This window comes from Flavobacterium sp. SM2513 (assembly GCF_050908145.1).
GTDB lineage: Bacteria > Bacteroidota > Bacteroidia > Flavobacteriales > Flavobacteriaceae > Flavobacterium.
In genome coordinates this window covers 1,405,376-1,430,663 of record NZ_CP194228.1, presented here as the reverse complement: position 1 = coordinate 1,430,663, position 25,288 = coordinate 1,405,376, and the positions used below count along the sequence as shown (strand labels likewise).

The window sequence follows — 25,288 nt, the reverse complement described above, 5'->3', positions numbered from 1 at the left end:
TTTATGTTTGTTAATTTTAAAATTCAGGTTGCGAAAATACAATTATCTATTTAATAATAATAGTACTAACCTTATATTTTACGTTAAAAAGTGTTTTTTACTTGAAATATTATTCTGTGATGCTAATTTGAACCAATTCAACCTTTTTATTCGAGGCTTGCTTGATTTCAAATTGGAAGTTTTCTATCTGAATAGTTGTTCCTGTTTGCGGAATCTCATTTGCATGATGCACTATAAATCCCGCAAGAGTTGTGTATGAATCCGACTCAGGAATATCTAATTTGAAATTTTCATTAATATATTCCACATCCAGACGTGCAGAAAAAAGGTAAATACCTTCGGAAATTTCTTCTTCTATGAAATCTGGAACTAATAAGTCGTGTTCGTCTTCAATTTCTCCAAAAAGCTCTTCGACAATGTCTTCTTTGGTAATCATTCCAGAAGTTCCGCCAAATTCGTCGAGCACAACTGCCACACTTTTTCGCTTTCGAGCTAAAATATTTAAAACTTCTTTTACAAAAATCGTTTCAGGGACAAATTCCACTGGTATTGTAATGGATTTAATGGAATTCGGTTTTCTGAATAAATCAAAACTATGAACGTAACCTATTATATCATCTAATGAATTTTGGTACACCAATATTTTAGAATATCCGGTTTCTACAAATAATTGACGTAATTCAATTAAAGTGTCGTGTACTTCAACAGCAGCAATTTCTGTTCGTGGATTCATAATATCCCTTGCCTTTACACCAGAAAATTCTAGTGCCTTTTGGAAAATCTGAATTTCAGAATCAACTGCCTCTTGATTCTCAATGGATTTCATCTGTTCTGTAATGTAGTTTCCAAGTTCAATTTTGCTGAAAAGCAATTGTTCATCGGTATCTTTAATTCCGAAGAAGAACTTGAGAATGATATTGGAAGCCCAAATAATTGAAGACGAAAAATAATAGAAAATTTGATAGAAAAGATAAGCCGGAATTGCTAAAAACTTAATTAACGTATTGGCATAAATTTGGAAGAAAATCTTGGGTAGAAATTCAGAAGTCAAGATAATAATTACACTTGTTACTGCAATTTGTATTAAAAAAACGAGCCAAAACGGACCGGAAAAGCCTTGATTAATTAGGAAATCAAGTACTAGGTTACTCATTAAAATTCCGTAAATTACTAATGCAATATTGTTACCAATAAGCATTGCTGCAATAAATTTGGACGGGTTTTTAGTAAGTTTGAATAAGATACGGGAAACGAAAGTATCTTGCATTTTCTCGATTCCAAGATATACTTTATTAGAAGAAATATAAGCAATTTCAACGCCCGAAAAAAAAGCAGAAAGTATTAAACAACAAACAATACTAAATGCTTCCATAATTTATGAGTTGTTATTTCGGTTCTTTGCTTTGTTGAAAAAGCTTCTTCGAAAGAAAAACATAAAGATACAAACTGCAGCAATACCAAAACTCAATAGATAAGGTTCATCAGGAATATTCATTTTTGCTATTCCGTCGTAAACAAAAAAAGCGGCAAAAATCAAATAGATGTATTGTGTAAATTGTAAGTATTTCATAGTCGTTATTATTGTTCTGATTGTTCAATTTCTCCTGAAAATTTTTGTGTATTCATTAACGTGAAATCGCTATTAAAATCAATTCCCTCGCCATTTGAAATTCCTTTTGGCGCTGAAAATTTAAACTTTTCTTCGGTAAAAAACCAAGAATTTTTCTGGTCAAAGTACAGTTGTTCCGTTTCCAAAACCTGATTGTCTTCAGTACTAATTTTAACTTTACCTTGTAAATCTATAATATCCGTACCTTTAAATTGAACGGCATAATTAGAGCGAATATACGTTCTTTTTCCTTTCTCATCGTACAAAGTTACGTCAACTCCTTTTGGAAATTCAGTAAATGGATATTTAACAGTGGCGTAATCAAGCATTTTTGAAGCAATCAAAACGGCTTTAATTCGTCCAGAGTCGGTATATTTTAAAGTAATTGAGTCCGCGTCTCCACTTGGACTGAATTCAGAAAGATTGATTTTCTGAACGTCCTTCAAATTACTATCGCAACTAGCAAGAAATACTGTCGCAAAAAGTAAAAATATAAATAAGAGACCTGTGCTTTTCATCTAATGAAGAAAAAAATTTATACTAGTAGTATTTTCTCTTCACAAACCATTTATCGTTTAGTGAAAGACTGACGGTAAAGTTAATGTAATTTTCTCGAACTAAATCAGCTGCCTTAGTTCCTTTTCTACCGTATTCAACTCCTAAATTAATATTAGAGAATCCGCCAGGAACGGGAAGTCCCAAACCAAAAGTTACAGCAGCGTCCTCAATTGATTTGTTATTAATCACTAACCCCGTATTTTCATATCTAAAACCAGCGCGATAAGTTATTCGTTCAAAATAGCTTGAGAAAGAATTATAATCAGGAATATAATAACCTCCAACGGCAATTTTCTGTGCGTTTTCAAAAGTTGCATCTGTAATATCCTCAAAACGGTTTTGTAAGCTATTTGCTTTGCTAAAAGTAAATTCAGTACCCACTAGCCACTTTCGTTCTTCCCCAAAACCAGCTCCAAAAGCTATTTTAGTTGGTAATTTTATTTGCGTGTCTTTTACAACAATCTCTTGTTCATCGATAACAAAAGGATCAGATGATGTAGAAAACTGTACTGTAGCAATTTTTCTACTATTAGATAAACTCAAAGTACTTTCCGGCGTAAATACCGCCGATAAAAATAGTTTTTGTTTTGCATTGATTTTCTTATCCCACATCGCACCAAAATTAAAACTAAACCCACTTAGTTGCGAAATATTTACCTCTTGGGAACCAAATTGAATTGTTTCCAGAAACTCTAATGAAGATGTTTCTATTTCACCAAAATTATAATCTACCGTTGCACCTAAACTAAAATTTGAGTTGATTTTATAACCCGAACTTAAAAAAACGCGATTTACTCCGCCATTTCCTTGGTACTCGTTTAATGTTGACAAACTCCCTTCATTTTGATTTTGAATACGGTAACCCACTGACGAGTAAGCCATCAATCCTAAACCGGCACTCCATTTTTGACTTAATGGAATTCCGATTGCCATATAATCGATAGAAGTGTTCTGTGATTTTCCTTCGTCAAAATTAGAAACAGCATCCGTACTATTATAACTTCCAGCAATTGAAAAAGTAGTTAACTTTAAACCTCCAAATCCAGCAGGATTCTGTAAATTTATGTGCGTACTGTCTGGAAAAACACTCAAACCACCCATTGCTCTATTTTCTGAAGCACCTTTAAACTTAGCTTCACCTATCCCGTAAAATGAATATGCAGATGATGTACCTCTTTGTGCAAATGCGCTAATTGACAGTAAAACACAGATGCTAACAATAATTTTTTTAATCATTTTTGATTTTATATTGATATGTATGGTTCAAACTTTCCAACAGAAAATTTGAATTGGCAAATATGGTATTTTTTAATCGTTTAGCCAAAAATTCTGCATCGCCACCCGTTAAAATTATTGTAAATTTTGAATATTGCGCTTCATACTGATTTATAAAACCCTCAATTTCATAAATCAAACCATTAACCACACCTGAATGTAAGGACTCTGGTGTAGAATTACCAATAAAATTATTTGGGTATTTTAATTCTAATAACGGAAGTTTAGCTGTGTAATTGTGTAAGGATTTATATCGTAGCGACACCCCTAGGCTGATTGCACCACCTAAATAGTTGTCATCGTCATCAATGAAATCATATGTAATACAAGTTCCAGCATCAATAACCAACCGATTCTGTTTCGGAAATTGCAAAACGGCTCCTGAAGCTAAAATCATTCTATCGATTCCTAAAGTCGCTGGCGTTTGATACTTGTTGCGGAATGGAAATTGAAATTCATGAGTTATAAATTCAATTTTTAGTCTATTTTGAAGAAATAAAAAGTCTCCAATCCCTACTTTTCCGACTGATGCAACGACTAAAACATCAATTTCAATATATTTTTTTAAAATAATTGAAACTTTTTTTTGCAGTTCATCTTTATTAAAAACAAAAAGGTCTATCAAGTTATTATTCTCAAAAACAGCACTTTTAATTCGGGTATTTCCTACGTCAATGGTCAAAATCATGGTTGATAATTTGGTGCAGCAAAGATAGTGATTCATTTTTTTTTAAAATTGTTTTGGATAAACTAAAAAAGCCTCTATATTTGCACTCGCAATAAGCAAGGTACCTTAGCTCAGTTGGTAGAGCAATGGACTGAAAATCCATGTGTCCCTGGTTCGAACCCTGGAGGTACCACAAAAACCCGAAACAATCGTTTCGGGTTTTTTGTTTTAAATTCTCTTTGTTTTTATGCATTATTTTCTTTGTCATTTCACTTTTGAAAAAGTATCTTTGCAATCCCTACAAAAAGGGAAGCTATAATAATGTAAACCGCTTTGGAAGCAACCAATAATTCATTCTCCATAAAAGCAACTTTTTTTGATTTTAAAGAAATCACTAAAGCAGGATTAGCCATTAGTGTTGTGTTTTCGTCTATTGCTGGTTTTTTATTAGGTATTGATGAATTTACTTCTCAATCTTGGATTACACTTATTATGCTTGCCATTGGCGGATACTGTATGGTTGGTGCTTCAAATGCTTTTAACCAAATCATTGAAAAGGACATTGACGCTTTAATGGATCGGACAAAAAATCGTCCTATTCCATCTGGCAGAATGTCCAAAACTACTGCGTTTATTATCGCCAGTTTCCTAACTATTGCTGGAATTGTCCTTCTTTATAATATCAATCCTAAAACAGCAATGTTTGGGGCAATATCCATATTTTTATACACCAGTTTATACACTCCGTTAAAGACAGTTACCTCATTATCTGTGTTTGTAGGTGCGATTCCGGGAGCGATTCCATTTATGCTGGGCTGGGTTGCTGCAAATAATGGCGAATTTGGTATTGAAGCCGGAACCTTATTTTTAATTCAATTTTTCTGGCAATTTCCTCATTTCTGGGCAATTGGTTGGTTTTTATATGAAGATTACGAAAAGGCAGGTATTTTTATGTTACCTACCGGAAAGAGAGACAACACAACTGCTTTACAAATATTACTTTATACGGTTTGGCTTATTTTAGCTTCTTTATTACCTGCATTATTTCCCGTGATCGGCTTGGTAGGAAGTCATTTATTTTTAAGCCCAATTGCCGCAATTTTTGTACTTTTGCTCGGAATTTGGATGCTGGTTTATGCCGTTAAATTATACAACACCCGAACTGCGAAAGCAGCTCGTACATTAATGCTTGTAAGCGTTTCATACATTACATTGTTACAAATAGTTTACATAACAGATAAATTCTTACGTTAAAATGATGACAATCGAAGAATACAAAGAAAGAAGTGATCGTTCTAAAAAAATGCTTTTATGGTTTTCCATGATTAGCTTTGTAATGGTTTTTGCAGGATTAACGAGTGCTTACGTAGTGAGTAAATCTAGAGCTGATTGGAATGATTTCGACATGCCGTCTGCGTTTATAATTAGTACAATAGTCATGCTACTTAGTAGTGTAACATTCTATTTAGCTAAAAAAGCGATTAAAGAAGACAAGCATTCTTTGACTACCGGATATTTATTAGCAACATTATTTTTGGCTTTAGCTTTCGTTTATTTTCAATTCGAGGGTTTCGGACAACTCATTGACTTAGGGCTTTACTGGACAGGACCTACAAGTACAATCACCACTTCATTTTTATATGTTGTGGTTGTAACACACTTATTACACCTTCTAGGAGGTTTAATATGTATTTTGGTTATAATTTATAATCATTTTAAACAAAAATACAATTCAAGTCAAACCATTGGCATTGAGCTTGGTGCAACTTTTTGGCACTTTCTTGACTTTCTATGGCTGTATTTGTTTTTGTTTTTATATTTCTTTAAATAAGAAAAAAACGTAAATTTGGGAACTTTTTAACGAATTAATTTTATGGGATCGACAGTTACTACTGCAAAAAGCGAAGGTAAAACCTGGGGCGGCGGAAATGAGCCAATGAATGCCAGTTATGGCAAGTTGATGATGTGGTTTTTTATCGTATCAGATGCATTGACATTTTCAGGATTTCTGGCAGCTTATGGCTTGTCTAGATTTAAATTTATTGAAACTTGGCCTTTACCGGACGAAGTTTTTAATCACTTCCCATTCATGCATGGCGTGAATGCACCAATGTATTATGTGGCATTGATGACTTTTATTTTGATTTTCTCATCTGTAACAATGGTTTTGGCTGTTGATGCAGGTCATCATCTCAAGAAGGGAAAAGTTGCCATTTATATGTTTTTAACCATTATCGGAGGATTAATTTTCGTTGGTTCTCAAGCGTGGGAATGGAAAAACTTTATTAAAGGTGAATATGGCGCTATAGAAACACAAGGAGGAAGTATTCTCCAGTTCGTTGACAATACTGGTAAAAGAGTGAAGTTAGAACAATTTGCAGCTATACTTGCCGAAGACCGCGTTCAAGACACAAGAGATAAAGGGGTTTGGTTTGCAAGCGAAAGCGCACTTCCTAGTTTTTCTGTTGCTGAAGTACAAGCAGGCTTTAAAGCACATCCTGAATTATTGATTCGTACTGAAGTGCTTTACGAAGCTACAGAAGCAAATAAATCAGACAAAACATTACATCCAACATTAAACAGCAAGCCTAAACATAAATCGATTCTTACTAGAGAAGCATCCGAAGATATGTTAGCTAAAGCACATTACGTAGTTGAAGGAGCTAATTTAAAAAGAAATGAATATGGTAGTAAATTATTCGCCGATTTTTTCTTTTTCATTACAGGTTTTCACGGTTTCCACGTTTTTTCAGGAGTAATTATCAATATCATTATCTTCTTTAATGTTATTTTAGGAACGTACGAAAAAAGAAAAAGTTATGAAATGGTAGAAAAAGTTGGACTGTATTGGCACTTTGTCGATTTAGTTTGGGTATTTGTATTTACTTTCTTCTATTTAGTTTAATTCTCAAAAATTCAAAATATCATGTCACACGAACACGTATCTAATACTAAAAGAATTTGGGTTGTTTTTGGAATTTTATCCATTATAACAATTGTCGAAGTTATCTTCGGAATTTTAAAACCTGAATCTTTACATTTGAATTCATTTCTATCAATGAATATGTTGAACTGGATTTTCATCATTCTTACAATTGTTAAAGCTTATTATATTGTTTGGGCATTTATGCACATGGAAGGCGAAACAACTAGTCTTAAGAATGCAGTTGTCACTCCACTTGTATTTCTAATTTTATATTTAATGTTTATCCTTTTAGTAGAAGGAGATTATATTTACGACGTATTTAGAGATTCCACTATAAAATGGAATTTTTAACACCATATTAGTTATTAAAAAAGGGACGCATTGCGTTCCTTTTTTTATTTTTGCAAAACAGTAATTGTCTCCGCACTATGAAAAAAAATATTGTACTTTTTAGTCTGTTTATTCTACCGATTGTAGCTTACCTCTTTTTTGCTTCAGGTGTCAATACTTTTTCGAAATTGCCCGTATTAACTCCAAAAGTTACTGAATTTGGAAATTGGTCAAGTTTGAGTGGTGAGACAATTCAGTTAGATAATAAAATCACTGTTCTAAGTTTTGGCGGTGCTGATGTTTACAAAAATAGAGGCAACTACTTCAATCTGAACGAAAAAATCTATAAGAGGTACCATACGTTTAAAGATTTGCAATTTGTGGTACTTTCACCATTAGGAACTGAAGAAGATGTTAAAATCATTCAACGAGAACTGGGGACTTTTACTGAAATGGCCGAATGGAAATTTATTTTTGCTTCACCTGAGGAAATTCAGAATTATTATAATGGATTGCATCTAAAAAAGGACAAATTAAATGAAGGTTTAGGAAATAATAACGTGTACTTAATTGACAAGGAACGTAATCTTCGAGGTCGTAAAATAAATGACGAAAAAGAATACAAAGAAGGATACAGCATGTTTCACGTTTCCGAATTGCACAACGAAATGCTTGATGATTTTAAAATCATTCTATATGAATACAAAGCAGCTTTGAAGAAAAATCGGAATGCTACTAAACAACTTTAAATTCACTTACTTTGAAAAATAAATCCTACATCGGAATTTCCTTAATCATTTTAGTATTTGGAATTTTAGTAGTTCCAACGATAATGGAACGCATTAAAAACAACGACGTGGTCAAAGGAGATCGCCTGAATATGCAAACTAACCCTAAAGAGAGTGATTTGGTAAAAATAGGTCCAGCTCCACAATTTAGTTTGACAGATCAAAACAATAAGACAATTTCGAATGAATCGTACGAGGGAAAAGTCTATGTATTAGAATTTTTCTTCTCCACATGTCCAACAATATGTCCTAAAATGAATGCTAATCTAAAGCAAGTGCAGCTACAATTTAAAGGACAAAAAGACTTTGGCGTAGCATCAATCACAATCAATCCAGAAAACGATACAGTAGAAGTTTTAAAAAAGCATGCAGAAGATTTAGGAATTGATGCTGAAAATTGGCATTTCTTAACTGGCGACAAAGACTATATTTATAAAATAGCCAACAAAGGTTTTAATATGTATGCTGCACAAAATAGTAAAGTTAATGGAGGTTTTGAGCACTCTGGGCTATTTGCATTAATTGACAAAAAAGGCAACATTCGTTGTAGAAAAGACGATTTTGGAAATCCTATTTTATATTATGACGGTTTAGAAAAATCAGGAATTAAAGCAATTACCGAAGACATAAAATTACTTTTACAAGAATAATAATGAATCAAGACCTAAACACAGTTGAGTTAAAATACCGGAAGTGGATTATCATTTTATCCATTGCAATCCCGCTGGTAGTTGCTCTTTTATTCGGAATCAAATTAAAAGATTTTGGATTTGACGTAGAACCATTAACATTCCTACCTCCTATTTACGCAAGTATAAATGGATTTACGGCCGTTCTATTAATTGCGGCAGTTATTGCTATCAAAAAAGGGAAAAGAAAGCTTCACGGAAACCTAATGAAAACGGCAATCGGATGTTCCGTACTGTTTTTAGGAATGTATGTTGCTTATCACATGACAGCTGATTCAACAAAATTTGGCGGTGAGGGAATAATCAGTTACGTGTATTACTTCATATTATTTACACATATTGTGTTATCAATTATAATTATTCCATTGGTTCTAATTACGTTCGTTCGTGCATTGGCTCAACGCTTTGACAAACATAAAAAACTAGCGAGAATCACTTTTCCGCTTTGGCTTTATGTGGCAATTACAGGCGTAATAGTTTATTTAATGATATCTCCTTATTATGTGTGAAAAAAAAAATATAACAAAGAATAAAGATTATAGAAAAGGTAATGGAACGAAATTATTCCTTGCGTTTCTATTCTCTATTTTCTATTCTCTAAACTCTTCTGCTCAATGTGCCATGTGTCGTGCGGTTTTAGAAACTGAGGAAGGCGGTGTTAAAGCAGAAGCTGTAAACGATGGAATTGTTTATTTAATGGCTTTTCCATACATTTTAGTGGGTGTCATCGGTTACATTGTATATAAAAGTCGTCAAAAAGTTAAAGTTTAATTATTCCAAACCATCCACTTTTATTGCTACTTTTCCATTAACGGTTAAGAAGGCTAAAATGGCTTTATTAGTCAACTGAACTTCGGTAAAGTTAATGTCACCCATTTTTCCATTGACAAAAACGCCAGGCATTGGAGAAAAATTAGATAGATAACTCAACATCGTTTTCTTACCTTCTTCTAAATTGGGTTGCAAAGAATAACGACAACTTTCTTCCATTTTTTTCAAAATAACTCCCGAAGCCAACCAGTTTGCTGTTCGAATTAAACTGCTTTTTGTATCAATAGCATAATCTAATTTGTCAAAGTAAATTTCTTTGGTAGTTTCGTTATACTTGGGCAAACCTGTTAAATAGATTGTTCCTGTTAAACTTCCTGTCAAATCCAAAGCAATAACTATTTTATCATTTTTGTGCCAAAGTGCCACATTCATCACTTTCACCTTTCTACTTCCAGAAGCGAATTCCTGACCTTCAAAATTCTTAGTAATAATTTTAGACGCATCTTTATAGGTAGAAACAGCTACGATATTTGCCGTAAAATTATCCGGCATTTTAGTTACTGGTTTTAAAATAATTTTATTTTTATCGAAAATCTTTGCTGGTTGTTGGCCAATTAAGGTTTCAATAGTACATTTCAAACCCATTTGCATCACAATGCTTTGTCCTTTCAATTGAGCTTCTGTAGCGTATAATTCGGTGGGAACGATGCGTAGCCAAGTTTCATATTCAGGACTCATTTCTGATGGTGTGGCAATTTTATCTAAAGCATCAAGAACATTTGGTTTAAAATCCATCGATTGCTCAATCGCTTCATCAATTGCTTTTTCAATTTTAGATTTGAATAATTGAATAGCGGGATTAATCAGGTACGTAATTGAAACATCTTTGCCAAACGCTTTAACAGATGGACTTTCCTTCCAAACCATAGATTTGAATTCAGTTTTCGTTTTTAATTTCCAATTGTTCAAATTAATTGAACTCATCAAAGTAATCATCCCATTAAAATTAAATTCCTGCGTGGTATATAAAGCAACACCCAACTTGTCTGTCCCAATTCGATACTTGACATTCACTTTTAAAGGCAAAACCGTTTTAATCTTTCCATTTTCATTTTCGATGATAATTGGCGCTTGTTTCCAAATTTTAATCGTGTAATCATCGTCCTGAATGTTATTGTCTTCATAAATTATTCCTGTCAAAAATTTGTTGGTTTGATTTTCAATATCTTTGATTTTTAGCGCAACAGGCAAGCTTATAAAACTGGGTTTGTTATCATATATCAAAGGAGATGCGTCTTCAGGCTCAGGCTTTAACGTATTAATTTTACTAGTTGAAGAACAGCTCGCTAAAAAAACAATAGCAATGACAAAAAAAGAAATTCGCTGAAATATTGACATAATTAAAACAGTATTTAAGTCGGCAAAATTAGAAATAACAAAAATATTTTTGACAAAAAATGTAACAAATTATTTATTTTTCGTCTTATAATCGTAGGCGTTTGAAAATTTGCAACTTATACAGCATTAATAAGTACCCTTAAAATTAAAAAACACAAGCTATGATGATTGAAATTAAAGACTTACATAAATCCTATCAAACGGGAAGTTCCTCTTTGCATGTCTTGAAAGGAATTAATTTCAACGTTGAAGAAGGAGAACTAGTAGCAATCATGGGTTCTTCAGGTTCAGGAAAATCCACATTATTAAATATTTTAGGAATTCTAGATGAAGCTGATTCTGGCACTTACGTTTTGGATGGTGTTCCAATTAAAAACTTAAATGAAACTATTGCTTCACGTTACCGAAACAAATTTTTAGGTTTTGTATTTCAGTCTTTTAATCTTATCAATTACAAATCAGCTTTGGATAATGTCGCATTACCACTATACTACCAAGGGGTTCCTGCAAAAGAACGTGCTGAAATTGCAATGTCTTACTTAACAAAAGTAGGATTAGCTTCGCACTCACACCATTTACCTAACGAACTTTCTGGTGGTCAAAAACAAAGAGTTGCAATCGCAAGAGCATTGGCTTCTCATCCCAAAGTTTTATTAGCCGATGAACCTACAGGAGCGTTAGACACAACAACTTCTTATGAAGTTATGGAACTAATTCAAGGAATCAATGACGAAGGAAAAACCATTTTGATTGTAACGCACGAACCCGATATTGCGGCAATGTGTAAACGAAATGTTATCCTAAAAGACGGAATTATCATAGAAGACAAAAAAATAATCCAACAAAGAGTAAAAGCACATGTTTAATTTAGAAAGATGGCAAGAAATATTTCAGGCAATCGCTAAGAACAAGTTGCGTACTTTTCTTACGGGTGTTTCTGTGGCTTCTGGTATCTTTATTTTGGTGATTCTCTTAGGTGCTGGACGTGGAATTCAAAACGGAATTCAAAACCAATTTGCACAAGATGCAACAAACAAGATTCAAATTTATCCTGGAAATACTAAAAAAGAGTACAAAGGTTTAGGAATAGGTCGCGAGACAAAATTAAAAAACCGAGATTACGAAATTGTTACTCAAAAGTTTGAAGATTACATTGACAATAAATCAAAATTATACTCCGTTTGGAGTGGTAATATTGTTTACGGCAAAGAAACAGGAACTTACAGAATTGAAGGTGTAAACCCTAACTATCAGTTTATTGAAAATGCCTCAATTACAGTTGGACGGTTTATCAATTTAAGCGATATTCAGAATTTTGAAAAAGTAGCTGTTATTGGAAACAAAGTAGCGTTAGACTTATTCAAGAAAAAAGAAAATGCTTTAGGCAAGAATATAAATGTTTCAGGAACAATTTATAAAGTGGTTGGCGTTTTTTCTGACCCAGGTGGTGAACGTGAAGAGAGTCGTGCATTTATTCCAGTAAGTACTGCTCAACGAGCTTACAGTGCTGGGGAAAACATTAGAAGTATGGCTTTTACAATGCCAAAAAGAGAAAACTTTGACCAAGCTGTTGCTGAATCTCAAAACTTCTCGAAACAATTAGATAAAATTCTAAAAGAAAGACACGATATCGCACCCGACGACGACGGTGCCCTATTTATCAATAATTCATTAGAAGAAGCTAAAAAAATCTATCAAATGACGGATATGATTCAAGGATTCTTCTGGTTTGTAGGTATTTTAACCATTATTGCAGGAGTTGTTGGTGTTGGAAACATCATGCTAATTGTAGTAAAAGAAAGAACAAAGGAAATCGGAATTAGAAAAGCTTTAGGAGCCACACCTTATTCCATTATCGCAATGATTTTACACGAAGCAGTTTTTATCACACTTATTTCTGGATTTATAGGTTTAATATTTGGGTTACTTCTTTGGGCAGGAATTGGCCCGATGGTTGAAAGTGATTTTTTCACACATCCTGAAGTAGATTTTAATATTGCCTTGACCACAGTTATTTTATTAACTATTGCGGGAGCTTTCGCAGGTTTTGTTCCTGCATATAAAGCCGCGAAAATTAAACCAATTGTAGCACTTAGAGACGAATAATATATGTTTAACAAAGACCAATGGAATGAAGTTTTGGAAGCCCTTTCGGCTAAACCTTTGCGTACTTTTATTACTGCATTTGGAGTATTCTGGGGAATTACGATTTTAGTAATACTTCTTGCAGCAAGTACTGGTTTAGAGAATGGTGTACAAAGAGGTTTTGGTGGAATGTCAACCAACTCCATGTTTATCTGGGCCAACTCGACTTCAAAACCTTATAAAGGTTTGCCTCAAGGCCGATTTTTCAATTATAAAAATGGAGATATCGATGCATTGAAGCGTGAATTTAGCCAACTTCAATATGTTTCACCACGAAACCAGCTAGGTGGTTTTCGAGGAAGTAACAATGTGGTTAGAGGTATAAAAACGGGAGCTTATAATGTTTATGGAGACTATCCAGAGTACATTTTGCAACAACCGATGAAAATTAAACAAGGCCGATTTCTGAACTATGGGGACATCAATCAGAAAAGAAAAGTTGCCGTCATTGGTGAGGGAATTATTAGAGAATTATACGAACCTGGCGAAGATGTCTTGGGTACTTATGTAAAAGTAAACGGCGTCAACTTTATGGTCGTAGGCGTTTACAAAAGTATTTCAAGTATGGGCGGCGATGCTGAAGAAAAACAGAAAGAAATTTACACTCCATTTACAAGTTTTCAACAAGCTTTTAATTATGGTGACGTTGTCGGTTGGATGGCAATTACTGCAAAAGACGGCTATCCAATTACTGATTTAAAACCAAAAATTTTCGACCTTTTAAAAGAACGACACACGATTGCACCAACAGACGATAGAGCCATTGGAAACTTTGACTTGTATGCAGAATACTCTAAAATCAACGGTTTATTTTTGATTTTGAAAGCCGTCTCATTCATTGTTGGTGGCTTAATTTTACTTTCAGGAGTTATTGGAATCATCAATATTATGCTAATCGTTGTAAAAGAACGAACTAAAGAAATCGGAATTAGACGGGCACTTGGAGCAACACCTTGGGACATTAGAAAACAGATTTTAACAGAATCCGTAGTACTATCCTTAATTGCAGGAATGGCAGGAATTATCTTTTCCACGTTCATAATATTAATTGTTAACTCTATATTGGACGGCATGCCTGATGCATCAGAAGTCATGTTTGCCAATCCAAGTATTAGTCTTACTATAGTTGTAACGGCATTATTAATATTAGTGATTTCCGGATTAATTGCAGGATTTATTCCCGCACAAACGGCCATCAAAACAAAACCAATTGACGCTTTAAGAACAGAATAAAAACAAACATCAATACCGCACAAAATGAAAAAAAGAACAACAATCATCATCCTTTTTATATTAGCAATCGCATTTGGTGGTGCTTTATATTATTTATTTCAAAAAAATCAGCAATCGCCAATCGTTTATAAAACGGAAAAAGCGGAAGAGCGAACCATCATCAAAAGTACGGTTGCAACAGGAAAAATTGTTCCAAAAGAAGAGGTTTTAATTAAGCCAAATATCTCGGGAATTATCGAAGAAGTATACGTGGAAGCGGGTGATGATGTAAAAGCGGGTGATATGATTGCAAAAATCAAATTAGTTCCTAACATTGCTAGTTTAAACAGCGGTTACAACCAAATTCAAAGTGCCAAAATTGATTTGGACAACCAAGAAAAATTGTATAAACGTCAAAAAACATTATTTGACAAAGGTGTTATTTCTGCCAATGATTTTGATGTAGCTCAAACTTCTTACAAACAATCACAACAAAATTATCGTGCAGCTCAGCAAAATGTGGAGATTATTAAAACAGGTACAACAAGAAATACCGCAAGCTTAGCTCAAACTATGATTCGTTCTACCGTTACAGGAATGGTTTTAGACGTTCCCGTGAAAGTAGGAAATCAAGTTATTGAAAGTAATAACTTCAACGAAGGAACTACTATTGCCAGTCTTGCCGATGTAGGAAATATGATTTTCGAAGGAAAATTAGATGAATCTGAAGTAGGAAAAATCAAATTGAATTTACCTTTGGAAATTACCGTTGGAGCTATTGAAAATAAAAAGTTTAACGCGGTATTAGACTATATTGCACCAAAGGGAACGGAAGAAAATGGTGCCGTTCAGTTTCCAATAAAAGGAACTTTAGACAACAAAGACAATACATTTATTCGTGCAGGTTTGAGCGCCAATGCTTCTATTATTTTAGAAAGAGCAGATAAGGTTTTAGCAATCAAAGAAAGCTTAATTCAATTTGATGAAAAAACGAAGAAATCATTTGTAGAAGTTGAAATAGGAAGTCAGAAATTTGAAAAAAGAGACGTAGTTCTTGGCGTAAGCGACGGGATTTATGTTCAAATAAAAAGTGGTATCACGAAAGACGACAAAATTAAAGTGTGGAATACGGGATTGGAATAATATTCAAAAAACCCAAATTTCTAACTTGATAAAGATTAAAAAATGAAACAATATATAGCACTTGTATTAATTCTCATCACCTCTTTTGCGGAAGCTCAAGAAAAAAAATGGACACTGAAAGAATGTGTCGATTATGCTATTGAGAATAATATTTCCATCCAACAAAGTCAATTAGACACTGAACTAATTGCTATTGAAAGAAAAGATGCGTTAGGAAATTTTTTGCCAACTGCCAATGCCAATGCTTCCCACAGTTGGAATATTGGACTAAACATCAATCCGATTACAAATGCAGCAGAGACGCAAACCTTTCAAAATACATCTGTAGGTTTTAACGTAGGAATCGATATTTACAATGGATTGCAAAATCAAAATCGATTACGTCGTGCAAATTTGACAAAAATCGCTGGACAGTATCAATTGAAAAAAATGAAAGACGATGTTTCATTGAATGTTGCTAATGCTTTCTTGCAAATTTTATTCAACAAAGAAAATTTAAAAGTTCAGAAAGAACAGCTGTTGAACAATCAAAAGCAAAAAGAAAGAACGCAAACACTTGTTGATGCAGGTTCCGTTCCTCGAGGCGATTTAATGGACATGACAGCTACCGTTGCCACAAGTCAGCAATTAGTTATTAATGCTGAAAATGCATTGTTGATTTCAAAATTAAGCTTAGCTCAATTGTTATTATTAGAAGATTTTAAAAATTTTGATATCGTAGAAACCGATTATGCATTAGCCGAAAGTGAAGTTATGATTCAATCTGCTGATGCCATTTACGAAAAGGCAAAGGAAGAACGAGTTGAACTAAAAATAGCTCGAGCGAATCTTGAAGTTGCCCAAAAAGACATCGAAATTTCAAAAGGAGCACTTCAGCCGTCGTTGAGAGGTTTCTATAGTTTTAGTTCACGAGCTACAAATTCTGATCGATTTTCAGTTGACAATAATGGCAATATTGTTGCACGAGGTCCAGACGCCATTTTCAATCAATTTAGCGATAATAAAGGAAATGCTTTTGGATTACAACTAAATGTTCCCATTTTAAATGGATTTTCAGTTCGAAATAATATCGAGCGTTCTAAAATAGCGTTTAAGCGTTCTCAAATTTCTGTAAACCAACAAGAAATTGATTTAAAACGAAACGTGTATACTGCTTTTACGGATGCAAACGGCGCTTTGAATGCTTATGAAGCTGCAGTAATTGCACGTGATGCACGACAACAATCTTATAAATATGCTCAAGAACGCTTTGATGTAGGATTGCTAAATGCATTTGATCTAAACCAAGCTCAAACTCTTTTTGCAAATTCAGAATCAGAAGTAATCCGAACCAAATACGATTATATTTTCAGAGTAAAAGTCGTTGAGTTTTATTTCGGAATTCCAATTGCCGGTAGATAATTATGAGCGAAACGGATATCTATATTTTAAATATTGAAACAGCAACTAAAAACTGTTCAGTAGCACTTGCGAAAAACGGAATAACCATCGCTTTTCGCGAAATTGCCGAAGAAGGCTATTCGCACGCTGAAAAATTACATGTTTTTATTGAAGAACTTGTTTCCGAGAGTGAAATCACCTTCAATGAACTAAATGCCATTGCAGTAAGTCAAGGTCCTGGCTCTTATACTGGATTGCGAATTGGCGTTTCCTCTGCTAAAGGCTTGTGTTATGCATTGAATATTCCACTCATTGCTATTGACACACTGCAGAGTTTAGCGGCTCAAATCACTATTTCAGATGGAGTTATAATTCCGATGATTGATGCACGACGAATGGAAGTTTTTAGTGCAACTTATGATAAAGATTTGAACACCATTCAAAAAGTAGCTGCCGAAATCATTGACGGCGAAAGCTATCAAAATCGCGAGGAACAAATTCATTTTCTTGGCGATGGCGCATCAAAGTGTAAAGAATTTTTAAATAAAAACAACTTCACTTTTCACGACGAAATCAGGTATCCTTCTTCTAAAGAAATGAGTTTTTTGAGCTTTGAAAAATATAAAAAAAGCGACACTGTTGATGTCGCTTATTTTGAACCTTTGTATGTAAAAGATTTTATGATTACGAAGAAAAAAACTTCTTAATAATCACTTTATCCGTGGTATACTTTTGAGAAAATAATTTTTCCATTTTCAATCTGAAGTAATTCTGCAACCATTAAATCGGGTTCTCCATCCACTTTGCGAATGTATTCCATGAATACTCTGTACTCATTTGAAGTCAATGATTTCACTTCGTACTTTAAAGTGGGCAATCGGTCAAACGCATCGTTCCACCAATTTCGTAAAGCATCTTTTCCAGAAATTAATCCATCAGATTCAGGGTTTTTTACTTTGAGTTTCGGACTGTAATGTTGGGCTTTGTCGTCGTATAGACTTAATAATTTTTCCAAATTGTGCTCATTGAAAGCATCAAACCATTTAAAAGCAATTGAATCTAAATTTTGGCTCATAATTTTAGTTATAAATTAAAAAATCCCCTTTAAAAAGAGGATTTTAAATGATAAATTCTATTTCGTTGTTATACGTTTTTCAAGTTAATCACTTCCTGTTCTGTTAAAATTCTGAAATTTCCACGAGGCAAGTTTTTCTTAGTCAGTCCTGCAAAAGAAACGCGATCGATACGCAAAACATCATAATCAAAATGTTCAAAAATTGCGCGAACGACTTTTACATTGGAGCTTTTCAATTTCACACCAACTTCACTTTTTGGCTCTTTCTCAATATAACTTACTTCCTCAACAGCCACTCTATGTCCGTCAATCACCATCCCTTTTTGAATTTTTTCCAAATCTTCAAATTTTAGATTTTTATCTAAAGAAACTTGATAGATTTTTGACGATTTCTGGGTTGGCAAACTAAATTTACGAATCATATCGGTGTCGTTTGTAAACAAAAGCAAACCTGTTGTATTCTTATCCATTCTACCAATTGGTGCAATCTTAGAAGTAGTCGCACCACGAAGCAATTCCAACACATTTCTGTGTTCTTCATGCTCTTCCATTGCCGTTGTAAAGTTTTTAGGCTTATTCAGTAAGATGTATACCTTTTTCTCCGGGTTAAGTATGGCTCCATCAAAATTCACAACATCAGTCAATTTTACGAGATACCCCATTTCAGTAACGGGAATTCCATTTACTTTTACATTTCCAGATTGAATGTAAATATCGGCATCACGACGCGAACATGCACCCGAATTGGATATATACTTATTTAATCGGAGTTCATCCGACGCTTTTTGCCTTTTAGGTGCTTGATTGGGTTTCTTAGCTACCACTTCTTCTGGCTTCCCTCCTTTTTCAGATTTTACTCCTTTAGCAGGTGCTTCTTTTTTAGGTTTTTGCGAACGTTTTGCCATAGCAGGTTTCGGCTTGTTTGAACTTGGTCTGCTTGAACCTGAACGTTTATTATTCCCTTCCTTATTATTCATAAATCAACATAATTTGTGCAAATATACTATTTAATTAATTTACATTTTGATTTAGAAGTAAATAGAAAAATAAATCATTCCTAAAAAGGAAGTTTTCAAGAATTTGAAACCCAATTTCAGCCTTTTAAAATTCAACAGAACTAATTCCCTCTCTTTCTGCAATCTAAATCTACTCTCAAATTGCTTTTCACGTCGTATTTTATGTCATTCACGACATTTTTTACCAACGGATTAGAAAATTGCGCAATTTTGATTAACTGAAAAACGATTTCCGAAAATTGTAATTCTAAAAAAGAGCAGCCGAAAACTTTATAGAGTAGGCAAAAAAATTAATCTTATGTAATCATGAAAAAACTTTTTTTATTTCTAGCTGTGTTATGTTTAGCCTCTTGTTCAGAAGATGCAAATGATGCCCACAATTCAGTCGCTTCTTTTTCGCCCTCTGACATTAATGGTACATGGAAAGAGACCAATTCAGGACTTACGATTGTTATTTCTGGAGTGTCTAATAATGCGATGGGCATTGGTAAAGTTACAAGTTCGGGTTCTTTAGGATGGCCTTCAGCTGCCATTGGCGGAAACTACTTAACTGAAGTTGAATACCAAAATGGCGGTTATTGGAATGCCTATAGCCACACCTATTATGACAGTGGAAACTGGTATCAAAGTGGAGTTGCAGGTCTTGCAATGGAGGATAACAAGTCAAGTTTTAAAATTGGAACAGCTGTTTATGTCCGACAATAAACTACTCATCTTGTACATCTTTATAACCGTTTTAAATTAAGATTTCCAATTAATAAATGTTTTAATCGTTTCAGGTTTTAAATATTGAAACGATTAAAACATAATAATAAAAAAGAGCAGCCGAAAACTTTATAGAGTAGGCAAAACAATTAATATCATGAAATTATGAAAAAACTATTACTTATCATTCTCCATCTTATAACATTCGCTATGCAAGGTCAAAACAAAATAGAGTCTGCTCTATATGAATCTTATGATACCGGTTCTTGGCAAAACTATGGGGGATACAATTATGAATACGATTCAAATAATAATGTAACAAGCGAAACTTACTATTATTTTTATGATAATGTTTGGACAGCCTCTGACAAAAGCACTTATACTTACAATGCAAATAATAAGTTAGTATCGGAAACCTATTTGAGTTGGACAACTAATCAATTTGAAAACAATTATAAAACAATTTATACCTACAATGCTTCTAATAAACCAACTACAATTAGCAATCAAGATTGGAACGGAGGTATTTGGGTAAACGCTTCTAAAACCGATATCTCGTATAATGGTAGTTTTTTTGTAAACGCAATTAGCAAGATATGGGACGGTTCTCAATATGTTGATGATTACAAAAGCACCCCTACTTATACAGGTAATAACGCTACACAATGGCTAAACGAACAATGGAACGGAACCCAATGGACAATTGACAACAGAACATTATTAACCTATAATGCTGACAATAAAATAACCAATTATAAAACCCAAGCTTGGAACGGAACCGCTTGGGAAGAAGAAGAGAACATAACTTATACACTGTCAGCAAATTTCAATCGTTTATTACAATTAAGCTCACTCTTTGGCGATTTAGAAGGAAAGTATGAATACACCTACGATACCACCTCGTTAATGTCCAATTTTGGAAACCCATTTAATGATAAAACAGGTATCGATTATGTGTTTGAAGATTTTCCTTACACCAATAAAATTTTGAGTGAATTGTATTCGTATTATGACACCGCTACTTCTGCTTATATATTGAGTTCCCGCACTACCTACAACTACACTAATTCATTACCATTGGCACGAGAACATTTCAAATTGAACAACATCAGCCTATATCCCAACCCAGCTAATACTACTATCGCAGTATCTGGATTATCTTCTTCCGAAAAAATCAGCATATACAATGTTTTAGGAACAAAAGTATATGAAGGAAGTATTATGGCAAACGAAAACATCAATATCGAATACTTATCTAGTGGTCTTTATGTAGTGAATTTTGAAAACGGATTGTCCCTTAAATTTATAAAAAAATAACAGGTTCATTCCTATAGAATTTAATAATGTCGGGGGGAAATGCTTTTTGCAACTGCGTAAATCGTCTTGGCAACTGCATCAATAATTTTAGCAAGTGCGTAAATCATTTTTGCAACTGCGCAAATTATCTTGGCAACTGCATCAATAATTTTTGCACCTGCATAAATCATTTTAGCGACTGCATAATTCATTTTTACACCTGCACAATTGATTTTAGCAACTGCATGAACCATTTTTTCTTGAGAAAACATCAACTAAGGTCTTATTTACTAGAAAATTAAACAACAAAAAGTAGTTCTGAACTACCAAATTTAAAAATTAACAACCAATAAAATTAAAAAATATGGCAACAGGTTATTTAGAAAACACTGATGAAAAGCTAGCACTACAACTAGACAATTTTTCATCCAAAATTGATGAGTATGCCTCTATATTTGGCATTACAGCACCCGAGGTTCAGTCTTTGACAGAAGATTCCGATTGTTTTAAATGGGCAGTCAATAGTCATTTGAAAATTGACACTAATAAGAAAGATTGGACGCTTTTTAAAAACATTTTAAAAAAAGGCGAAGAGAATATAACGTCTAACCCCGCCCCTACAGCACCTAAATTGGACTCAGAACCAAAAATTGTAGCGCCAGGAGTTATTTATCGGTTTACGACAATGGTCAATCGTATTAAAGCACACCAAAACTACACCACATCCATTGGTCAGAATTTAGGTATTGAACAAAGTGCACCACCTCCATTAAATAGAGATACTGCACAACCGGTGCTCAAAGCCGTACTGCGTGGTGGAAAAGTGAACTTGCTTTGGAAAAAAGGAAAGTATTCAGGCATCTTGATTGAAAAAGACAGCGGCAATGGTTTTGCAACCCTCGACCGTGATTTTGTTCCTGACTTTATTGACAATTCAGTTTATCCAGCACAAGGACAAAGCGCCATTTGGAAATACCGAGCTTCCTATCTCGTAGCTGATGATAAAGTAGGCGTTTGGAGTGACATCGTTACAATTACCGTGGCGGGATAATTATTCTTTTCAAAATTGGGGATTTTTGAGGAGTAAGACCCTTTCAGTTTTTACAGATTGAAAGGGTTATTTTAAAAAAATGAAATTAAAAACTAGAAATTATGAAAACAATTATTTTATTAATCTTTTTACTCATATACAGTATTAGTTGGGGACAAAAAACACAGAAAGAACAAATTGAGGAAACGGTCTTGGCCACATTAAATAAAATTGAAAACGAAAAAACTTCAGTAGGTACAATCAAAATAAAAGAGAAAGCTTATGTGATTGATTTTGATGAAAATTTAACAGAAGAGTCTTTAAAAGAAAAACTACTAAGACGAAAAGACCATATTAAAATTGCAAAACCTATAGCAATTGACAGTGTAAAAATTGATATTCAAGAAGGTATGCTAGAATATATTAAAGTTTATTTGAAAGACGGCAGTATTTTTTCGAACAAAAAAGCCCCAATTGGAATTATTTATACTGGAGAAAGATTTTTTGATATGCTTTATAATGATATAGAAACTCAATTTGTGTTATTTCAAGATATTATTGAAGTAGACACTAAAAAAAGATTTGGCTTTTTACCGAATGAAGACACTTTTACACTTTATAACAAGCCAAGTACAGGATTAAATTTTAAAAACCTGAAAAAAGATAGTGATTTGAATTCACTAATTAATTTTGTAGCCTATTCAGATTTATTAGGTCTACTCGGTAATCAACCCAACGCTCTGGTTCATTTTGAAGCAAATGCAAAATTTTATATACATAGACGAAATGCATTTAAAAGCTTTGTATATTTCTTCCCTTCCTTTCAACCAAGCTTCAATTACAACAAAATAGATAGTAAATTTGATTCTATCAAGGTTGTGTCAAATAAAATTAATCCTACTGAAATTTTCAGACGCCACAATTATGCGGTAGGAATTGATTTAACAGTTTTCAAATATACCTTTAGGCCAGCAAATACTGTTGAGTTAAGTACCGGTTATCAATACCTTTCTAGCAGAATGTTTGTAAGTGATGACGTTTCAGAAAATGAAGTCATCGCCGTAAGTCATATAAGAACAATTGGGTCCGTACTTAAATCAAAAGAATTAGAGAACTTCGGAATCGAGTTGGGGGCAAAGTATATTTGGCAACTCTTAAATAAATCCTCTTTTTATGACCGAATTAATAATAACCTGATGGAATTTAAAGGAAGTATTTATTATTACCCACCTACAGGAAAAGGTAGCGATAAAATATTTATACGCTTTTCAAATTATATTGCATTTGATAGTCGACAAAGTGATTTTTCTCAATTACAAGTAGGATTTTCTAAATCGCTAAGTAGCAAGTAATATTATAATTACTCAGAAATTAATTTTACATTTACATTACAACCATTAAAACCAACAAATTATGAATATCGCACTTACTGCTTGTAGATTAGAAAAAAGAGATACTGTGGTTACTATTTCTTTTTCAGATACAGAAAAAGACACATTTAAATATGTAGACAAACATTTAATCACGAATTCTAAGGGAGAACAAGGAGTGATTTTTCATGTTAAAAATGACTGTGCAACAGAAATGGAAACTTCAGGTAGGGGTAATTTACTTTTTAGTGAAAACTTTACTGTAACAACTAATGAAATCAGAGTATTTTACTGGAATGACTCTGGTTTACTAGTCGATAATCTAGACTGTTTCATTAAGTTTATGGAAGATTATGGACTAAAAGATGTGCCAAGCGAAGTTTTTATTTGTCCATTGCCCGAGGATAAAGCTAAGACAATTCCCCGTCAAGCTGGAAACGGTGGTGTGGTAGGAATTGTAGATAGACCCTAACATGAGACACCTTTTTCTACTTCTTTTCAGCACTATTACATTTGGGCAAAACATCCCGATCGACTCTGTTTCTTATGATTGTTTTTATAAGAAAGAGATGCAAACTATCGTGCGGTTAAAGAAAGAATTGGTAAACAAAGATTTCGATGCCTTAAAACAATTAAAAATTGCCGAATTATACGCCAATATCAATTGTGAAGATTCGGCTTATGCTTCTTATTATAGGGTTTTTGAAAAAGAAAAAACAAAGAAAACGATAAGTACCGAACAGTATAAGGAATTACTATTTCAACTTCACAGAACAGAATCCAGTAAGCACAATTATACAAAAGACAGACGCGTATTTCTAAATCAGTTAAAAACAGCATCTAAAAATGACCGTTCGGATAAATGGAGAGCAAAAATTGAAAATGAAAATTTCAAAGATATTTATGTCGACAGTTCGAAGTATAATTTGGCTTTAGAGAAAATAAATTTGATTCAAAAAACAAATTTTTATAAAAATAATACCGAGTTTCGAGCAGTTATCTTACTAAATTTAGGAAACTTATATACTAGCTTAGAAAAGTTTGATTTATCAGAAAATGCTTTAAATGAAAGTTTACAGCTTTCAAAAAAAAGTAACGATAATACAGGACAGCTATATGCTTTGATCAATCTAGGCGTCAATGAACGGGTTAGAAGAAATTATGCCAAGGCCCTCTCCTATTTAAAGCAAACCAATAAGATTACCAAAGAAAAATACCACTTAAAAATTTCACGTATTATCGCATTTCAAAAGCTTTTAGTTTATGAAGGTTTGAATGATACTGTTGCTTCAATAAAGCAAGAAAAGCGCTATACAAAGTTAGATAGTTTGGTAAATGATTTCGCTAAAAACAGTAACTTTTATGAAATAGATGTCAAGTACCAAACCAAAGAAAAAAATGCAAAAATCAACCAACTTAATGATTTAGAAAATAGATTTGTTCGCAATAAAATCCTTTACGGCATATTGATTTTTTTAATATTCTTGTTAGCATTATATTCATTTATCCGATGGAAAAGAGTAGATGAAAAGAAGCGAATTTTAGCTCTAGAAAAAGAAAAAGCAGAACAAGTAACGATTGAAACCATTGAAGAACTTGAAACGGTAAAGAAAAAATCAATAATTGAATACGTCGTTCTAAAAAACAAATCACAAGTTCATTTAGAGGATTTATTTTACATTCGTTCCGATGATCATTACCTAGAATTGATTACAAAAAACAAAAAAGAAATTACTAGAGGAACGCTGAAAGAGATTGAAGGTCAGTTGCCACCAAATTTTTTTAGGTGTCATAAGTCCTACATCGTCAATACTAATTTCATCAAAACAAATAATACTAAAGGAATTGTGATGCAAAATAACGATATCATTCCCACTTCACGAAACTACAGAACCTTATAAATTA

At 33.3% G+C, this 25,288-nt stretch carries 29 protein-coding genes and 1 tRNA gene; 21 read left to right on the top strand and 9 right to left on the bottom strand.

The features are described 5' to 3' along the window. Nucleotides 1–109 precede the first annotated feature (109 nt). Genes ACQ5J2_RS05620 through ACQ5J2_RS05600 form a run of 5 tightly spaced genes read right to left on the bottom strand, consistent with a single transcriptional unit; the run spans nucleotide 110 to nucleotide 4,130 of the window. A complete protein-coding gene (locus ACQ5J2_RS05620; protein ID WP_432672753.1) occupies nucleotides 110–1,372 on the bottom strand; it encodes a hemolysin family protein in 1,263 nt (420 codons plus the stop codon). A 3-nt stretch (nucleotides 1,373–1,375) separates the two neighbouring features. Then, the gene (locus ACQ5J2_RS05615; protein WP_432672752.1) at nucleotides 1,376–1,570 is read right to left on the bottom strand and encodes a hypothetical protein; all 195 of its coding nucleotides are present in this window, start codon (nucleotides 1,568–1,570) and stop codon (nucleotides 1,376–1,378) included. Between the two features lie 8 nt (nucleotides 1,571–1,578). Further along, entirely contained in the window at nucleotides 1,579–2,127 is a 549-nt protein-coding gene (lptC, locus tag ACQ5J2_RS05610) for an LPS export ABC transporter periplasmic protein LptC (RefSeq protein ID WP_432672751.1), read from the bottom strand. A gap of 22 nt (nucleotides 2,128–2,149) precedes the next feature. Further along, nucleotides 2,150–3,403 (bottom strand): hypothetical protein, encoded by a 1,254-nt coding sequence (locus ACQ5J2_RS05605; RefSeq protein WP_432672750.1) that lies wholly within the window; start codon nucleotides 3,401–3,403, stop codon nucleotides 2,150–2,152. Next, on the bottom strand, nucleotides 3,396–4,130 hold the full coding sequence (locus ACQ5J2_RS05600; protein WP_432673270.1) for a type III pantothenate kinase: 735 nt from the start codon (nucleotides 4,128–4,130) through the stop codon (nucleotides 3,396–3,398). Before ACQ5J2_RS05600 ends, ACQ5J2_RS05605 begins: the two co-directional genes overlap by 8 nt. A 99-nt stretch (nucleotides 4,131–4,229) precedes the next feature. Between ACQ5J2_RS05600 and ACQ5J2_RS05595 the strand changes: the two genes are divergently transcribed. The 9 genes from ACQ5J2_RS05595 (at nucleotide 4,230) to ACQ5J2_RS05555 (ending at nucleotide 9,613) form a co-directional block, all read left to right on the top strand. Further along, nucleotides 4,230–4,302 (top strand) — tRNA-Phe (locus ACQ5J2_RS05595). A gap of 140 nt (nucleotides 4,303–4,442) precedes the next feature. Then, nucleotides 4,443–5,363: a heme o synthase gene (gene cyoE, locus ACQ5J2_RS05590; protein ID WP_432672749.1), complete on the top strand. Its 921-nt coding sequence runs from the start codon at nucleotides 4,443–4,445 to the stop codon at nucleotides 5,361–5,363. 1 nt (nucleotide 5,364) lies between these two features. Further along, nucleotides 5,365–5,940 carry a cytochrome c oxidase subunit 3 gene (locus ACQ5J2_RS05585; RefSeq protein WP_432672748.1) on the top strand — a complete coding sequence of 192 codons (576 nt, stop codon included), beginning with the start codon at nucleotides 5,365–5,367 and terminating at the stop codon, nucleotides 5,938–5,940. A gap of 42 nt (nucleotides 5,941–5,982) precedes the next feature. Beyond that, a complete protein-coding gene (locus tag ACQ5J2_RS05580; RefSeq protein WP_432672747.1) occupies nucleotides 5,983–7,014 on the top strand; it encodes a cytochrome c oxidase subunit 3 in 1,032 nt (343 codons plus the stop codon). Nucleotides 7,015–7,035: 21 nt separating this feature from the next. Next, a complete protein-coding gene (locus tag ACQ5J2_RS05575; protein WP_432672746.1) occupies nucleotides 7,036–7,386 on the top strand; it encodes a cytochrome C oxidase subunit IV family protein in 351 nt (116 codons plus the stop codon). A gap of 77 nt (nucleotides 7,387–7,463) precedes the next feature. After that, nucleotides 7,464–8,114 carry a hypothetical protein gene (locus ACQ5J2_RS05570; RefSeq protein WP_432672745.1) on the top strand — a complete coding sequence of 217 codons (651 nt, stop codon included), beginning with the start codon at nucleotides 7,464–7,466 and terminating at the stop codon, nucleotides 8,112–8,114. 11 nt (nucleotides 8,115–8,125) lie between these two features. Next, complete coding sequence (locus ACQ5J2_RS05565; protein ID WP_432672744.1) at nucleotides 8,126–8,803, top strand: SCO family protein; 678 nt, start codon at nucleotides 8,126–8,128, stop codon at nucleotides 8,801–8,803. Nucleotides 8,804–8,805: 2 nt separating this feature from the next. Continuing rightward, the gene (locus ACQ5J2_RS05560; RefSeq protein ID WP_432672743.1) at nucleotides 8,806–9,351 is read left to right on the top strand and encodes a DUF420 domain-containing protein; all 546 of its coding nucleotides are present in this window, start codon (nucleotides 8,806–8,808) and stop codon (nucleotides 9,349–9,351) included. Continuing rightward, nucleotides 9,344–9,613, top strand: coding sequence for a hypothetical protein (locus ACQ5J2_RS05555; protein WP_432672742.1), 270 nt, complete (start codon nucleotides 9,344–9,346; stop codon nucleotides 9,611–9,613). Before ACQ5J2_RS05560 ends, ACQ5J2_RS05555 begins: the two co-directional genes overlap by 8 nt. On the opposite strand, the gene ACQ5J2_RS05550 is transcribed toward ACQ5J2_RS05555, so the two are convergent. After that, nucleotides 9,614–11,011 (bottom strand): DUF4403 family protein, encoded by a 1,398-nt coding sequence (locus ACQ5J2_RS05550; RefSeq protein ID WP_432672741.1) that lies wholly within the window; start codon nucleotides 11,009–11,011, stop codon nucleotides 9,614–9,616. 164 nt (nucleotides 11,012–11,175) lie between these two features. Here ACQ5J2_RS05550 and ACQ5J2_RS05545 point away from each other — a divergent pair, with 164 nt between their 5' ends. From ACQ5J2_RS05545 to tsaB, 6 genes are read left to right on the top strand one after another with little or no spacing between them, the layout of a single operon-like run. Next, complete coding sequence (locus ACQ5J2_RS05545; protein WP_432673268.1) at nucleotides 11,176–11,877, top strand: ABC transporter ATP-binding protein; 702 nt, start codon at nucleotides 11,176–11,178, stop codon at nucleotides 11,875–11,877. Beyond that, on the top strand, nucleotides 11,870–13,117 hold the full coding sequence (locus tag ACQ5J2_RS05540; RefSeq protein ID WP_432672740.1) for an ABC transporter permease: 1,248 nt from the start codon (nucleotides 11,870–11,872) through the stop codon (nucleotides 13,115–13,117). The genes ACQ5J2_RS05545 and ACQ5J2_RS05540 overlap by 8 nt, the downstream gene beginning before the upstream one ends. A 3-nt stretch (nucleotides 13,118–13,120) precedes the next feature. Continuing rightward, a complete protein-coding gene (locus ACQ5J2_RS05535; protein WP_432672739.1) occupies nucleotides 13,121–14,389 on the top strand; it encodes an ABC transporter permease in 1,269 nt (422 codons plus the stop codon). Between the two features lie 24 nt (nucleotides 14,390–14,413). Then, on the top strand, nucleotides 14,414–15,511 hold the full coding sequence (locus tag ACQ5J2_RS05530; protein ID WP_432672738.1) for an efflux RND transporter periplasmic adaptor subunit: 1,098 nt from the start codon (nucleotides 14,414–14,416) through the stop codon (nucleotides 15,509–15,511). Nucleotides 15,512–15,553: 42 nt separating this feature from the next. Continuing rightward, the gene (locus ACQ5J2_RS05525; RefSeq protein ID WP_432672737.1) at nucleotides 15,554–16,912 is read left to right on the top strand and encodes a TolC family protein; all 1,359 of its coding nucleotides are present in this window, start codon (nucleotides 15,554–15,556) and stop codon (nucleotides 16,910–16,912) included. 2 nt (nucleotides 16,913–16,914) lie between these two features. Beyond that, a complete protein-coding gene (gene tsaB, locus ACQ5J2_RS05520; protein ID WP_432672736.1) occupies nucleotides 16,915–17,598 on the top strand; it encodes a tRNA (adenosine(37)-N6)-threonylcarbamoyltransferase complex dimerization subunit type 1 TsaB in 684 nt (227 codons plus the stop codon). 8 nt (nucleotides 17,599–17,606) lie between these two features. Here tsaB and ACQ5J2_RS05515 read toward each other — a convergent pair whose 3' ends face one another. Together ACQ5J2_RS05515 and ACQ5J2_RS05510 are read right to left on the bottom strand one after the other, a co-directional pair. Further along, nucleotides 17,607–17,966, bottom strand: coding sequence for a nuclear transport factor 2 family protein (locus ACQ5J2_RS05515; protein ID WP_432672735.1), 360 nt, complete (start codon nucleotides 17,964–17,966; stop codon nucleotides 17,607–17,609). Between the two features lie 68 nt (nucleotides 17,967–18,034). Continuing rightward, nucleotides 18,035–18,943: a pseudouridine synthase gene (locus ACQ5J2_RS05510; protein ID WP_432672734.1), complete on the bottom strand. Its 909-nt coding sequence runs from the start codon at nucleotides 18,941–18,943 to the stop codon at nucleotides 18,035–18,037. A 345-nt stretch (nucleotides 18,944–19,288) separates the two neighbouring features. Between ACQ5J2_RS05510 and ACQ5J2_RS05505 the strand changes: the two genes are divergently transcribed. Beyond that, nucleotides 19,289–19,687: a hypothetical protein gene (locus ACQ5J2_RS05505; RefSeq protein ID WP_432672733.1), complete on the top strand. Its 399-nt coding sequence runs from the start codon at nucleotides 19,289–19,291 to the stop codon at nucleotides 19,685–19,687. Nucleotides 19,688–19,852: 165 nt separating this feature from the next. After that, the gene (locus ACQ5J2_RS05500) at nucleotides 19,853–21,004 is read left to right on the top strand and encodes a T9SS type A sorting domain-containing protein (protein WP_432672732.1); all 1,152 of its coding nucleotides are present in this window, start codon (nucleotides 19,853–19,855) and stop codon (nucleotides 21,002–21,004) included. A 20-nt stretch (nucleotides 21,005–21,024) separates the two neighbouring features. Here the strand turns inward: ACQ5J2_RS05500 and ACQ5J2_RS05495 are convergent, their stop codons facing one another. Then, on the bottom strand, nucleotides 21,025–21,255 hold the full coding sequence (locus ACQ5J2_RS05495; RefSeq protein ID WP_432672731.1) for a hypothetical protein: 231 nt from the start codon (nucleotides 21,253–21,255) through the stop codon (nucleotides 21,025–21,027). Nucleotides 21,256–21,347: 92 nt separating this feature from the next. Here ACQ5J2_RS05495 and ACQ5J2_RS05490 point away from each other — a divergent pair, with 92 nt between their 5' ends. From ACQ5J2_RS05490 to ACQ5J2_RS05475, 4 genes are all read left to right on the top strand, one after another. Further along, the gene (locus ACQ5J2_RS05490) at nucleotides 21,348–22,034 is read left to right on the top strand and encodes a hypothetical protein (protein WP_432672730.1); all 687 of its coding nucleotides are present in this window, start codon (nucleotides 21,348–21,350) and stop codon (nucleotides 22,032–22,034) included. Between the two features lie 101 nt (nucleotides 22,035–22,135). Continuing rightward, nucleotides 22,136–23,365, top strand: a complete 1,230-nt coding sequence (locus ACQ5J2_RS05485; protein ID WP_432672729.1) for a hypothetical protein — start codon at nucleotides 22,136–22,138, stop codon at nucleotides 23,363–23,365. A gap of 61 nt (nucleotides 23,366–23,426) precedes the next feature. Continuing rightward, nucleotides 23,427–23,855 carry a hypothetical protein gene (locus tag ACQ5J2_RS05480; protein WP_432672728.1) on the top strand — a complete coding sequence of 143 codons (429 nt, stop codon included), beginning with the start codon at nucleotides 23,427–23,429 and terminating at the stop codon, nucleotides 23,853–23,855. Between the two features lies 1 nt (nucleotide 23,856). Next, nucleotides 23,857–25,284: a LytTR family transcriptional regulator DNA-binding domain-containing protein gene (locus ACQ5J2_RS05475; protein ID WP_432672727.1), complete on the top strand. Its 1,428-nt coding sequence runs from the start codon at nucleotides 23,857–23,859 to the stop codon at nucleotides 25,282–25,284. Nucleotides 25,285–25,288: the final 4 nt, after the last annotated feature.

Excerpts from the sequence above, each read along its gene's own strand:
- ACQ5J2_RS05480 (WP_432672728.1), top strand. The coding sequence starts at position 23,427 with ATGAATATCGCACTTACTGCTTGTAGATTAGAAAAAAGAGATACTGTG.
- ACQ5J2_RS05585 (WP_432672748.1), top strand. The coding sequence starts at position 5,365 with ATGATGACAATCGAAGAATACAAAGAAAGAAGTGATCGTTCTAAAAAA.
- ACQ5J2_RS05525 (WP_432672737.1), top strand. The coding sequence starts at position 15,554 with ATGAAACAATATATAGCACTTGTATTAATTCTCATCACCTCTTTTGCG.
- ACQ5J2_RS05490 (WP_432672730.1), top strand. The coding sequence starts at position 21,348 with ATGGCAACAGGTTATTTAGAAAACACTGATGAAAAGCTAGCACTACAA.
- ACQ5J2_RS05530 (WP_432672738.1), top strand. The coding sequence starts at position 14,414 with ATGAAAAAAAGAACAACAATCATCATCCTTTTTATATTAGCAATCGCA.
- ACQ5J2_RS05575 (WP_432672746.1), top strand. The coding sequence starts at position 7,036 with ATGTCACACGAACACGTATCTAATACTAAAAGAATTTGGGTTGTTTTT.
- ACQ5J2_RS05560 (WP_432672743.1), top strand. The coding sequence starts at position 8,806 with ATGAATCAAGACCTAAACACAGTTGAGTTAAAATACCGGAAGTGGATT.
- ACQ5J2_RS05540 (WP_432672740.1), top strand. The coding sequence starts at position 11,870 with ATGTTTAATTTAGAAAGATGGCAAGAAATATTTCAGGCAATCGCTAAG.
- ACQ5J2_RS05600 (WP_432673270.1), bottom strand. The coding sequence starts at position 4,130 with ATGATTTTGACCATTGACGTAGGAAATACCCGAATTAAAAGTGCTGTT.
- ACQ5J2_RS05580 (WP_432672747.1), top strand. The coding sequence starts at position 5,983 with ATGGGATCGACAGTTACTACTGCAAAAAGCGAAGGTAAAACCTGGGGC.
- lptC (WP_432672751.1), bottom strand. The coding sequence starts at position 2,127 with ATGAAAAGCACAGGTCTCTTATTTATATTTTTACTTTTTGCGACAGTA.
- ACQ5J2_RS05515 (WP_432672735.1), bottom strand. The coding sequence starts at position 17,966 with ATGAGCCAAAATTTAGATTCAATTGCTTTTAAATGGTTTGATGCTTTC.
- ACQ5J2_RS05475 (WP_432672727.1), top strand. The coding sequence starts at position 23,857 with ATGAGACACCTTTTTCTACTTCTTTTCAGCACTATTACATTTGGGCAA.
- ACQ5J2_RS05485 (WP_432672729.1), top strand. The coding sequence starts at position 22,136 with ATGAAAACAATTATTTTATTAATCTTTTTACTCATATACAGTATTAGT.
- tsaB (WP_432672736.1), top strand. The coding sequence starts at position 16,915 with ATGAGCGAAACGGATATCTATATTTTAAATATTGAAACAGCAACTAAA.
- ACQ5J2_RS05535 (WP_432672739.1), top strand. The coding sequence starts at position 13,121 with ATGTTTAACAAAGACCAATGGAATGAAGTTTTGGAAGCCCTTTCGGCT.
- ACQ5J2_RS05510 (WP_432672734.1), bottom strand. The coding sequence starts at position 18,943 with ATGAATAATAAGGAAGGGAATAATAAACGTTCAGGTTCAAGCAGACCA.
- ACQ5J2_RS05605 (WP_432672750.1), bottom strand. The coding sequence starts at position 3,403 with ATGATTAAAAAAATTATTGTTAGCATCTGTGTTTTACTGTCAATTAGC.
- ACQ5J2_RS05615 (WP_432672752.1), bottom strand. The coding sequence starts at position 1,570 with ATGAAATACTTACAATTTACACAATACATCTATTTGATTTTTGCCGCT.
- ACQ5J2_RS05570 (WP_432672745.1), top strand. The coding sequence starts at position 7,464 with ATGAAAAAAAATATTGTACTTTTTAGTCTGTTTATTCTACCGATTGTA.
- ACQ5J2_RS05495 (WP_432672731.1), bottom strand. The coding sequence starts at position 21,255 with ATGTTTTCTCAAGAAAAAATGGTTCATGCAGTTGCTAAAATCAATTGT.
- ACQ5J2_RS05550 (WP_432672741.1), bottom strand. The coding sequence starts at position 11,011 with ATGTCAATATTTCAGCGAATTTCTTTTTTTGTCATTGCTATTGTTTTT.
- ACQ5J2_RS05505 (WP_432672733.1), top strand. The coding sequence starts at position 19,289 with ATGAAAAAACTTTTTTTATTTCTAGCTGTGTTATGTTTAGCCTCTTGT.
- ACQ5J2_RS05500 (WP_432672732.1), top strand. The coding sequence starts at position 19,853 with ATGAAAAAACTATTACTTATCATTCTCCATCTTATAACATTCGCTATG.
- ACQ5J2_RS05545 (WP_432673268.1), top strand. The coding sequence starts at position 11,176 with ATGATTGAAATTAAAGACTTACATAAATCCTATCAAACGGGAAGTTCC.
- ACQ5J2_RS05555 (WP_432672742.1), top strand. The coding sequence starts at position 9,344 with ATGTGTGAAAAAAAAAATATAACAAAGAATAAAGATTATAGAAAAGGT.
- ACQ5J2_RS05620 (WP_432672753.1), bottom strand. The coding sequence starts at position 1,372 with ATGGAAGCATTTAGTATTGTTTGTTGTTTAATACTTTCTGCTTTTTTT.